The organism is Streptomyces sp. BK340, assembly GCF_007827595.1.
Taxonomy (GTDB): Bacteria; Actinomycetota; Actinomycetes; order Streptomycetales; family Streptomycetaceae; genus Streptomyces.
The window spans coordinates 52425-64128 of the sequence record NZ_VISR01000041.1 but is presented as its reverse complement, the minus strand read 5'-3'; the positions used below and the strand labels follow the sequence as shown (position 1 = coordinate 64128).

Annotated in this window: 7 protein-coding genes; 5 read left to right on the top strand and 2 right to left on the bottom strand. The window is 70.5% G+C overall.

Annotated elements, in window-relative coordinates:
- The first annotated feature begins 894 nt into the window (after positions 1-894).
- Both FB157_RS43720 and FB157_RS43715 read left to right on the top strand, forming a co-directional pair.
- Positions 895-1461 (top strand): hypothetical protein, encoded by a 567-nt coding sequence (locus tag FB157_RS43720; RefSeq protein WP_145886873.1) that lies wholly within the window; start codon positions 895-897, stop codon positions 1459-1461.
- Positions 1458-4106 (top strand): DEAD/DEAH box helicase, encoded by a 2649-nt coding sequence (locus FB157_RS43715; protein WP_145886871.1) that lies wholly within the window; start codon positions 1458-1460, stop codon positions 4104-4106. Before FB157_RS43720 ends, FB157_RS43715 begins: the two co-directional genes overlap by 4 nt.
- A 171-nt stretch (positions 4107-4277) precedes the next feature.
- Here FB157_RS43715 and FB157_RS43710 read toward each other — a convergent pair whose 3' ends face one another.
- Together FB157_RS43710 and FB157_RS43705 are read right to left on the bottom strand one after the other, a co-directional pair.
- Positions 4278-4622, bottom strand: coding sequence for a hypothetical protein (locus FB157_RS43710; RefSeq protein ID WP_145886869.1), 345 nt, complete (start codon positions 4620-4622; stop codon positions 4278-4280).
- Between the two features lie 669 nt (positions 4623-5291).
- Positions 5292-5480 carry a hypothetical protein gene (locus FB157_RS43705; RefSeq protein WP_145886867.1) on the bottom strand — a complete coding sequence of 63 codons (189 nt, stop codon included), beginning with the start codon at positions 5478-5480 and terminating at the stop codon, positions 5292-5294.
- 341 nt (positions 5481-5821) lie between these two features.
- Between FB157_RS43705 and FB157_RS43700 the strand changes: the two genes are divergently transcribed.
- The 3 genes from FB157_RS43700 to FB157_RS43690 all read left to right on the top strand — a co-directional run bounded on the left by FB157_RS43700 (position 5822) and on the right by FB157_RS43690 (position 11698).
- On the top strand, positions 5822-9655 hold the full coding sequence (locus FB157_RS43700) for a helix-turn-helix domain-containing protein (RefSeq protein WP_145886865.1): 3834 nt from the start codon (positions 5822-5824) through the stop codon (positions 9653-9655).
- 316 nt (positions 9656-9971) lie between these two features.
- Complete coding sequence (locus tag FB157_RS43695; RefSeq protein ID WP_398948060.1) at positions 9972-10247, top strand: hypothetical protein; 276 nt, start codon at positions 9972-9974, stop codon at positions 10245-10247.
- A 311-nt stretch (positions 10248-10558) separates the two neighbouring features.
- On the top strand, positions 10559-11698 hold the full coding sequence (locus FB157_RS43690; RefSeq protein ID WP_145886863.1) for a lytic polysaccharide monooxygenase auxiliary activity family 9 protein: 1140 nt from the start codon (positions 10559-10561) through the stop codon (positions 11696-11698).
- Positions 11699-11704 lie beyond the last annotated feature (6 nt).

Here is an 11704-nt window from a genome sequence, read left to right as displayed (position 1 = left end):
CCCGCGGAGCGGGTACCACCATCGCTGCGCGATGTGCAAGCGAACCCCCGTGCTGCGCACGGGGGTTGCGCTCCCGCTCCGCGGGAGCGCTGGCTGACCGCTGCGCGGTCAGCTCACCGGCCTTGCTGCGCAAGGCCGGTGATGCTCCGTCCGCTGCGCTCCGGAGCAGTGAGGGCTTCGCCCTCATCCGGTGCCTTCGCTGCGCTCCGGTCACCGGGTGGCGCTACGCGCCACAGGCCGGCCCCGCTGCGCGGGGCCGGCCAACGGGCCTGCGGTCCGAGCGGCTACGGGGTGAGGCTGGGGTGGCTAGAAGACCTGCCTGCCGAGATCCCGCCTCATTGCGATCCGCAACTCCGCGAGCAGGAGCTCCCACCTGTCCCGGGCCTGCACGTAGTCCTGACTGGTATGGAGTGCTCCCCCCTTCCATGAGGTCCCTCAGATCCCGCAGGGACCGAAACGCGGCAGTCGATGCCTCGACGACTTCCCTGGGCGCCACCACCGCGATCTGATAGCGCAGTTCGTAGGCATTCCCCTCGTGGAACGCCTCAGCAGCCCTGCGAACCCGTTCTCCATCTGGCAAGCCAGACGGCCTTGCCGCCATCCGCAAATGGTTCCTCGTCCTGGCGAGAGCGGCCAGGTAATCGCCGTACAGCTGCTGCCGTGCGGCCTGGTCCTTGTCTTCCCGGCCGCGCTTGGTCCGTATCTGATCCGTCGCCAGCGTGGAGGCGATGCCGATGACAGCACCGAGTGACGTGCTCACGAGCGGTCCCCAGTCCATGACAGGGATCCTACGAGACAGCGCATGCAGGGCTCCACCGTTAATGCTGCATCTCGGTGTGATGCAGCATGTAGCATTGGCGTAATCGAAGGACCCCCGGCAGAGAGCCGCATCGTGTGTTGATCTACGAGTATCTCCCGCATGAGCTTGCGCGGCTTGGGGTGATCGCGAGGGCCGCCGCACTCGATCGGCGTCAGGTGGCCGCGCAGGTACATCTGGCGCAGGAACGCGCCGGGCGCGCACGGGTGGGGCCTGCGGAACCGCATCACTTGAGTGAGCTGTTGATCGCGGAGCTGCGGTGCGTTCAGTGGGAGCGGATCGCCGCTGCCATGGACAGGGATCAGGTGGCCGTGTACGCGCCCTCCCGTGACGCGCGTGCTGTCCGCTGTGAAGAGGAGCGGTTGCAGCGGCTGATGACCGAGGTGGCTGAGGCCGAGCGGTCGGGTGTCGCGGCTGTGGAGATCTCGCGGCACCGCGTCTACCGGATCGGTACTCGGCCCGTCGCCGGCCGCTCCCGCCCGGGCGTGCCGGGTCCGGTCGTTCATCTAATGGCTGCGTCAGCCGAGGCAGCGGCCGAGCGGGCCTGGGCCGTGCACGGTAAAGACGGCGGCCTCTACCAGCGCACCGGATGCCGCATCGCTTCCGTCGTCCAGGTCCTTCCTGAGTCCGGAGAACTCTTTTGATTCAGCTTCGCGAACACCAACTACGGCAGAAATCGGCTTTCCGGGATTGGGTGGGGTTTCCTGCAAGGTCTTCGGTCCCGGCGCAGGGGGCGCGGGGGACGATTGTGTCGGCGACCGGGTCGGGGAAGACGATCACGGCGGCTGCGTGTGCGCTGGAGTGCTTCCCCGGTGGCCGGATCCTGGTGACGGTGCCGACCCTGGATCTGCTTGTGCAGACCGCGCAGGCGTGGCGGGCAGTGGGCCATCGTGCTCCGATGGTGGCGGTGTGCTCGCTGGAGAACGATCCGGTGCTCGAGTCGCTGGTGGTGCGGACGACGACCAACCCGATTCAGCTCGCGCTGTGGGCGGGGTCGGGGCCGGTGGTCGTGTTCGCTACGTACGCCTCGCTGGTGGATCGTGAGGACTTCGACGACCCGGCGGGCCGGGGGACGATGCGGGGGCCGTTGGAGGCTGCTCTGGCGGGCGGGGAGCGGCTGTACGGACAGCGGATGGCCCCGTTCGACCTCGCCGTCGTGGACGAAGCCCACTCGACTGCGGGTGATCTTGGTCGGTCGTGGGCGGCGATCCACGACAACACCCGTATCCCCGCCGACTTCCGGCTCTACCTGACCGCTACCCCGCGGATCCTGGCCTCTCCCCGGCCGCAGCGCGGGAAGGACGGGCGCGAGCTGGAGCTGGCGTCGATGGGCCAGGACTCGGCCATGTTCGGGCCGTGGCTGGCGGAGTTCGGGCTCTCGGAGGCGGTCGAGCGGGGCGTCCTCGCCGGGTTCGAGATCGACGTCCTGGAGATCGAGGACCCCGACTACTTTGTCGGCCTGTCCGACGAGGCGCGGCGGGGCCGGCGCCTCGCGCTACTGCAGGCCGCGCTGCTGGAGCATGCCAGTGCCCGCAACATCAAGACGATGATGACCTTCCACAGCCGGGTCGAGGAAGCCGAAGCCTTCGCGGTCAATCTGCCTCGGACGGCTGCGGACCTGTATGCGGACGAGGTCACCGCCCACGCCCTGGACGAGGCCGCCGCCCGGCCCGCCTCTCCTCTCGGTGCCGAGCCGGGGGACGTCGAGGCCGTCGGCCGGCACGTCCCCGCAGACCGGGTGTGGGCGGCCTGGCTGTGCGGCGACCACCTCGTCACCGAACGCCGCGAAGTCCTGCGCCAGTTCGCCAATGGCATCGACGCCGCGGGCCGGCGGGTGCACCGGGCGTTCCTCGCCAGCTGCCGCGTCCTCGGAGAAGGCGTCGACATCCGGGGCGAGCGGGGTGTGGAGGCCGTCTGCTTCGCCGACACCCGCAGCTCCCAGGTCGAGATCGTGCAGAACATCGGCCGGGCGCTGCGACCCAACCTCGACGGCACCACCAAGACCGCGCGGATCATCGTGCCGGTCTTCCTCCAGCCCGGCGAAGACCCCACCGACATGATCGCCAGCGCCTCCTACGCCCCCCTCGTCGCCGTCCTCCAAGGCCTGCGCTCCCACTCCGAACACCTCACCGAACAACTCGCCAACCGCGCCCTCACCCGAGGAACGCGCAAGGTGCACGTCCGACGGGACGACGACGGGCGCATCATCGCCGGCGCCGCCGCGGGCACCGGACCGGAGGGGCCACAGGCGGGAAGTGGCGTGGCGGAGTCGGAGCTGCTGCAGTTCTCCAGCCCCCGCGACCCCGCCACCATCGCCGCGTTCCTGCGCACCCGCGTCTACCGGCCACAGTCCCTGGTCTGGCTCGAGGGCTACCAAGCCCTGCTGCGGTGGCGGGCGGAAAACGACATCAGCGGGCTGTATGCCGTGCCCTACGACGTCGAGACGCAGGTGGGGGTGACCAAGGCGTTCCCGCTGGGCAGGTGGGTGCACCAACAGCGCAAAGCACTACGGGCCGGAGAGCTCGACCCGCACCGCAAGGAACTGCTCGACGCCCCCGAAGCCGGGATGGTGTGGGAACCGGGCAACCAAGCCTGGGAGACCAAACTCGCCACCCTGCGCTCCTACCGGCGCGCCACCGGACACCTCGCACCCCGCCAAGACGCCGTCTGGGACGACCCCGACGGACAGCCCGTCGCGATCGGGCAACTGATGGCCAACCTCCGACGCAAGGGCGGCCTCGGGAAGGACGCTGAGCGGGCCCGGGAGCGCGCGGCGCAGCTGACGGCCATCGACCCGGACTGGGACTGCCCGTGGCCGCTCGACTGGCAACGCCACCACCGCGTCCTCACCGAACTCGCCACCGACGAACCAGGCGGTCGGCTCCCCGACATCGCACCCGGCGTGACCTTCGACGGCGACGACATCGGACGATGGCTGGTGAGGCAACGAGACGCGAGGACCTGGGCGCAGCTGTCCACCGAGCAGCAGGAACGGCTCTCCGAGTTGGGTGTAAAGCCTGCCGAGGCGCCTGCTGCGGTCCCGGCAGACGGGGGCGCCGGGAAGGCGGTGGGAAAGGTGTCAGTGGCCTTCGAGCGCGGAATGGCGGCCCTCGCCCAGTACATCGCCCGCGAAGGCCGGACCGTGGTGGGGCGAGCACACGTTGAAGAACTACCGGACGGCACGTCGATCAAGCTGGGTGTGTGGGTCTCGAACACCAAATCGAGGCGCGACAAGCTCAGCGCGCAGCAGTCGGAGGCCCTGCGGGGGCTGGGCATGCAGTGGGCATAAGGATGTCGTCGTCCGTGGGGCTGCGGTCCGGGAAGACGATCGGGCGGCTCTTCACGGCAGTCTCAAGTGGTCCGGGCGGGACGAGAGGGCGCCCGCCATGTGGCGAACGCCCTCTCCGTATCTGAGAAGTGGCGGGGACGGCTACACGTAGCGGTCCATGGGCTCCGCGACCTAGGTGCCGTCGGGCAGCTCCACGTCGGTGAGCTCGAACCGCTCCGGGCCGCGGCCGACGTCGCGGGTGACAACGGTGCCCGGGCGGCGGGTCGTAACGTGCAGGACCGGGTTCCCGTCCGCATCCACGCTGTTGAGCAGGGTGTACTGGCGCAGTGTGTTCCGCCGCCGCTTGACGTACCAGCCGACGACGGCGAGCACGATCACGACGGCAAGGCCGCCGGCGAACTCCGGAACCGCGTCGCGGAAGATCGTCACAGCGATCTCGGTGACATCGAGGTGCTCGTCGAGGGCCGCCCTCACCCAGTGCGGCTCAGCGCCGCTCAGGGCGGTGTAAGGGGGCATGCTCTTCATGGAACCGGTCCTCCGGATTGCAGTTCCCGCCGCCCGTGGTGTGGCAGCCGTGTCGGGCGGTCGGTACAGGTGCACCTGGTGTGCTCCCGTACCGACACCAGTCGACACCAGTCGGGCCGGGCCCCGAAGCGTTTGCTCCGGACCCCGGCCCGACGGTGTTCCCCGACCAACGCCCTCCAACGTCCTGGTCGGTTGTTCTTCTAAGGTCGAGGTTCCCCCCGGGAGTCGGCCCGAGAGGTGGTTACGGCCGAGCGGCTTCGCCCCTTGTGGGTCGGGAGGCGTTGACGACGGCCGAGGCCGCGGCGGTGGCGCCGTCATTTCTGGACGCACGTCTTGCCGCAGCCCACCTGAGGTCCGGTGCCCTCCTGCAGGACCTGCACGATCCTGCCTGGGGTCGACGTCTGCAGGAGGGTACGACGGCGCTACTGAGCGATGATCTGCCATGGGCGGAGGTATGGCCGGCGGCTGGAAGGGGAGCACGGCGACTGGCCTTTGCCGGTCGGCTACGGCGTCATGCGGGCGAGTCCGTGGACGAACTTCACCGTCGAGGGCTTCAAGTGCTCGGCCTCTGCTTCGCGGGAGGTCTGGCGGGCGAGCGTCAGCACTGGCGCGGGGGATGTCGTGATCGGGCTGGGCGCGACCGCCGTACGCCCGCGCGGTTCAGTGGTCCCGCATCCACCAGGTGACTCCGGCGATCAGCGCCGAGCCCGTCGCGGCGGCCATCCCGCGCACCAGCCCGAACACGGCCACCCGGCTTAGGCGCCGGATGGTGTCGGGCTCGGTCCGGCGGCCGCCGGCCCCGCCGCCGACGGCTTCGTTCTCGGCCGGGTCGATCGTCTCGTCGTTCATCGTGATCCCTCCGTCGGTTCGGTTGTTCGGAGTTGTGGCAAGTTCGCCGGTTCGGGAATGCGTGGTGCGGGTTCGGGCCGAACCGGCATCTCTTGTCCGTTGAGAGGCTTAGGCTCCACGTGCTACGGGGTGAGGGGGCAGCGCGTGGGTGTGGGGACGTCGGCCGGTCGGTACGTGGTGAGCGGCGGGGTGGGACCGGCCTCGGCCAGGCTGCCCGACAGCAGGGGCCGAAGTCCCGGACTGCGGCCGAACCCGGAATTCCCGGGTGAACATGCAGGTCAAGGGGCGTATCAGGGCGGCGGATCCGGAGTGCGCCGGAACTCCGGTCACCTGGAGCCTCGATGACTTCGGCCGCCACGGGGCACGAGGCAGCACAGGAGCAGCGGGTTCGGCTGGGGCGGCGACTGCGTGAGCTGCGCGGCGAAGCGGGTCTGACGCAGGAGTCGTTGTCCCTGCGGATCGGGTCCGCCTCGCAGACGCTCTCCGACCTCGAACTCGGCCGGGGTAGGAGGCTTCCCGCCCGCGCGTTGTTCGACAAGTACGTCAAGGCCTGTCTGAGTGAACTGAAGACCGACCGGAAGACGAAGCAGGATTGGTGGGAGGGCCTGCTGGGCGACTACCTGCTCCTGGGCAACCTGCTGACCCGACCGGCCGATCAGGCCGGAGTCATTGCGCCGGAAACGCCGGACGACAAGTGCCCGTATCCGGGGCTGAGGGCGTTCACCGAGGACATGGCGAGGTGGTTCTTCGGCCGTACGGCGCAGGTCGACGAGCTGCTCCGGCTGGTGAGAACGCGCCTCGACGGGGGCGCGCCCATTTTCGTCACGGGCGCCTCGGGAGCGGGCAAGTCCTCGCTGCTTCGCGCCGGGCTGTCGCCCGCGCTGCGTCGAGGGCAGTCGGCGGAGGACGCTGCGGGTGCCTCGACGGTCGTGCGCATTACGCCCGGGCCCAACCCCCTGACGGCGCTGGAGCAGTCGTCGGCGACAGCGGAAGGAGACGGTCCCGGGCCGGCGGTGCTGCTCGTCGACCAGTTCGAGGAGGTCTTCACGCAGTGCGCCGACCCGGAGGAACGCCATGCCTTCGCGGCTCGGCTCGTCGCTTTGGCCGCCGGCGGCGAGGGGATCCAACGGCCGACCCCGGTGGTGCTGGCGGTGCGCGCGGACTTCCTGCACCGCTGCATCGCCGTACCCGGACTGTCTGGGGCGATGAGCAAGGGCGGTCTCGTGCTCGGGCCGATGACGGAACCGGAACTGCGGCAGGCCATCGTCGGACCGGCTCGCACCGCGGGTCTGGAACTCGAACCCGGCCTCGTCGAGACGCTCCTGCGCGACCTCGGCGTCCAGGGTGGCCGTCATGATGCGGGAGCACTCCCCCTGCTGGCGCACACCTTGCAGGCCACCTGGGCGCAGGGCGACGGACGCCGTATGACGCTGGCGGGCTATCAGGCGTCCGGGGGGATCCGGGACGCGGTGGCCAACACCGCCCAGGGGGTGTACGACGCCCTCGACCCCGAGGAGCGGCAAGCCGCACGCCGGCTGCTGCTGAGACTGGTCACCGTGGACGAGGGCGGTGAGGCCGTCCGCCGCAGGGTGGGTGAGGACGAACTCGCCCACGAGGGCGGTCCCTCGCGAGTGGCGCTCCGGCGTCTGGTGGACCAACGGCTTGTCACCGCCGACGACGGGGTCGTCCAGATCACCCACGAAGCGCTCGTGCGCGCCTGGGACCTGTTACGCGCATGGCTGGTCGAGGACCGTGACTGGCTGCGCCTGCGCCGCGACCTCACGGCCGCCGCGGAGGCTTGGCAGGCACTTGGGCGCGATCCGGGCAGCCTGTACCGGGGACACCGGCTGGCCAGGGCCGTGGACATGGCGCAGGCTCGGCGGAGCGACCTCAACCCGCTGGAGTCCGAGTTCCTGGACCGGAGCGCGGCTGTGGCGGAGTCCGAGATCGAAGCGGCGGCGGCCGAAGCCGAGGCAGCGCGCCGGAGCAACCGTCGGCTGAGGCGTCTTTCGGCGGCTCTCGTCCTGCTGGTCGTCGTGTCCCTGGGCGCCACGCTGCTCGCGGGCCGGCAGTGGCAGACCGCGGAATCGGAACGCAAGGCGGCCGACGACAAGAGCCGCATCGCCATCGCCGACGGCCTCGCCGCTCAGTCGCGCGCACTGCTCGGCACCCGGCCAGGGCTGGCCGGTCTTCTCGCCCTGGCCGGACTGCGGTACGAGGCGAACGGCGCGACCACCGCCGGCGCCCAGGGCGCTCTGGCGGTCCCCATGTACCCGGTACGGCCGTTGGCCGGCAACGCAGGAACGCTCACGGCGGTGGCGTTCAGTCCCGACGGACGGACGCTGGCCACCGGCGGGACGGACACAAAGGTCCGGCTCTGGCGTGCCGACGGCGGCGGCACGCCTGTCGTCCTGTCGGGGCACACCGGTGCGGTCGCCGCCGTGGCGTTCGGCCCCGACGGCCGGACCCTCGCCTCGGGCTCCGCCGATGGTTCCGTCCGCGTCTGGGACGTACGCACCGGCACGGCGGCCGTCCGGCTCCCCGCTCAGGCGGGCGCGGTCACCGCGGTGGCGTTCAGCCCCGACGGCACGAAACTGGCCACCGGTTTGGAGGACGGCACCGCCCGGCTGTGGAACGGGCGGACGGGCCGCGCGCTCGCCACCTTCACCGGCCACACCGGGAGGGTGAGCGGGGTGGCGTTCAGCCCCGACGGCCGCACGCTGCTGACCGGCAGCTGGGACGACACCGCCCGGCTGTGGAACCTGCACACCCACCGTTCGACAGGCGTCCTGCGCGGTCACAGGGGTGAGGTCTACGCGGTGGCGTTCGGCCCCGACGGCACGACAGCCGCCACGGGTTCCGCCGATGGGACGGCGCGCCTGTGGGACGTGCGCACCCGGCGCGGTACGGCAACTCTGCGGGGTCATACGCGCGTCGTGGCCTCGGTAGCGTTCAGCCCCGACGGCCGCACGCTGCTGACCGGCAGCTGGGACGACACCGCCCGGCTGTGGAACCTGCACTCCCACCGTTCGACAGGCGTCCTGGACGGGCATGTGGGCCACGTCAACTCGGTGGCCTTCCGGCCGGACGGGAGGGCTGTGGCGACGGCTTCCTCGGACGGCACCGTACGGCTGTGGGGCACCACCGCTCAGAACGCTACCGAAGTATTGAGCGGTCATCGCGACTACGTCGACACCGTGGCCTTCGGATCCGACGGCCGCACGCTCGCCACTGGCAGCCGGGACGGCACCACCCGGCTGTGGGATCCCGGCACCGGCCGTACGACCGCCGTCCTCGACAACCGGGCGGTACCCGTGCTGGCCGTGGCCCTCGACTCCGGCGCGCACCTGCTCGCGGCAGGTGACCAGGAGGGGCAGACCCGTCTGTGGGACACCCGGACGCACCGTGCCCTCGTCACGCTGCGCGGACACGGCGGCGCGGTGGACGCGGTGGCGTTCAGCCCTGACGGCAGCAGGCTGGCCACCGCCTCCACCGACGGCACCGCACGCCTCTGGGACACCCGCACCCACCGCTGCGTCGGCACGCTCCGGGGGCACAGCGGCTGGGTGGACGCCGTCGCGTTCAGCCCCGACGGCAGAACACTGGCGACCGCCTCCACCGACGGCACCGCACGCCTGTGGGACACCCGCACCCTCAGCGGCACCGCACGGTTCAACAACGCAGACCTGCTGAACGCGGCGGCGTTCAGTCCCGACGGGAAGACGCTGGCGCTCGGCTCCAGCGACGGCACCGCACGCCTGTGGGACATCAAGGCCAAGACTGTCGTCCGCACCGTCACCGGCCACACCAAGGAGGTGACCGCCATCGCCTTCAGCCCCGACGGAAGGATCCTCGCGACGGCGAGCCGGGACCGTACGACAGTCCTCTTCGACCTCCGCGCAGGCCGCACCCTCGCGACGCTGGGCGACGCGGCAGGCTGGGTCACGTCGGTGGCGTTCAGTCCGGACGGCAAGACCCTGGCCACCGGCTCCTGGGACCGTTCTGCCCGGATCACCCCCGTCCCCCGGCAGTGGCCGCACGCCCTGTGCCAGCGAGCAGGCCGCAATCTGACCCACGAGGAGTGGACCACCTACGTCGGTGACACCCCGTATCGCCGCCTGTGCCCCGAGTTCCCGACGGCCCAGACCCGCCGCCCCGACCCCGACGAGCAATGAGGCGGGGTTGCACCGACCGGCGTCCGTGAGACACGACCGACCGGTGCGCGCGGCCCTCCTGCTGCGTCCCGGCGTGGTACCGGGTCAGTGCGACCACCGTCGCTCGAAGTCCGCGGACCGATCGGTGATGTAGGCAGGTGCGACGGGCCTGTTGTGCTGGCCGGTGGTGCCCGGGCGGCGCAGTCTGCCCGCGACCTCACCATCTGGTTGGCCTCCCGCGGGTTCCCCTGGACGGCCAACCAAGCAGGTCAACGAGTCCTAATACAGGATTTAGCCGCGACGCCGCTTCTGCTTCCTCGTGGTTGCCGGCTTCCTCATGCATCCTGACGAGCCGGCGCGCTGCGTCCGGGTCGCCTTCGGCGGCCGCCTCCTCGAACAGTTTCTCGGCCCCCACCATCGGTGCCCAGAGCGCAGACCTCATCAAAGACCTCACGTCTACGCCGGTATCGACGTCACCACCCCCCTGTTCACCGGAGTCCGCGGCGCCCAACTCGCCGGACGCGCCAGACTCATCGGCTGCGCCGCCTTCCCCGCCCGCCTCGGCGACCAAGAGCCCTTCCCCAACCTCGTCACGATGTCGTCCGCCTGCTGATCCTCGCCCCCGTCCAGGCCGGAGAAGTCGGGCTCATCTGATGTACCGGACACGGCAACCTCTTGAATGTTGATCACCTAGGGAAGGGGCCATTGTCCTTTGGGCCCACCGTCGCCCTCCGGCACCTGGGCCCCAGGCGCCACTGTTCGACAGGCCCGCGGCGCGTGCGACGCACCCCCTTCTACCCGCCAGAAGCGTCACCCATTGGGGCGAATCAGGGTGGCTGCAAGGAGTCGGGAGTGAGGGACTGAAGAGCACCCTTCCGTCTTCCCCGTCCTTTCCCCTGCCATGAAAGACCGAGGTGATTCCGGGTGACCTCCACACCCAGCACTCCCGTCAACGGCGACTACTACGACCCGAAGGACCTCACGGCCGCCACGACGTACCGGACCGACGGCTCCGAGATCCTCCACGGCATCTCCCTGCGATGGACCACCGGAGGCAACTCCGGCGGTGACACCATCCCGCCCGACTGGGACGACGGCCGGGCCGCGTACCCGCACGAGTACGAGGTGTGGCTCGACGGCCGCCTGACCCAGACCCTCCATCTGGACTGGCCCACATGGTGGGGCGGCTGGAAGCTCGCCGCCAACCACTGGGTCACTCTGGGAACCGACCCGGGCGACACCTACCAGGTCAAGATCCGGGCCCGGCGCGGCGACGGAAGCTGGAGCCCGTTCTCCGAGGAATGCACCGTGCCCGGCCGGGCCGATGACCCGTATCAGCCGATCCCCGTCGCGGTGCCCGACGACCGCACTGCGGACGTCGCCCAGCCCAGGCACGGCAACATGGCCGACCCGCCGGGCCGGTCCGTGCTCACCCTCAAGTCCGCGGTGGGCGGCGGAGGCCACGCCTGCACGAGCGCCTTCTGCGACCAGGTCCGTGCGGCCTGCGCCCCGGACGTCTGGTGGTCGGAGGTCGTCCCGGGCAAGGAACGGATGTGCGCCGACTACCCGTGGAACCGGCACGGCCACTACCTGGAGTACCGCAAGTTCAGCACCGGCGACGACGACGGCAAGGTGGCCTCCGCGGGCAACCCCCGATTCGCCGGCCTGGACCTCGTGGGCGACTGGCCCACCACAGCTCTCGACGCCGGCGCCAAGGAGCTCACCTTCTCCTACGAGCACACCGCCAACCACACCGGACCGACGTGGACGTACCAGTTCTTCGTCACCAGGGACGGCTGGAACGCGTCGGCCCCGTTGGCGTGGGCCGACCTGGAGCCGACCCCGTTCATGGTGGTCGTCCACGGCCGCAGCCCCGAACAGGCGTGGACCACGGCAGCGCTGGCGGGACGCAAGACGGGCCGCCACGCGATCGTGAATATCTGGGGCGGGCACGGCGGCGTCTGCACCACCGGCGCCACCGAGGAGTGCTGCAACCACATTGACCAGGAACAGGAGATGACGGGAGAGTTCTTCGTGTCCGTCTCGGACGTCGTCTTCGACTGACCAAGC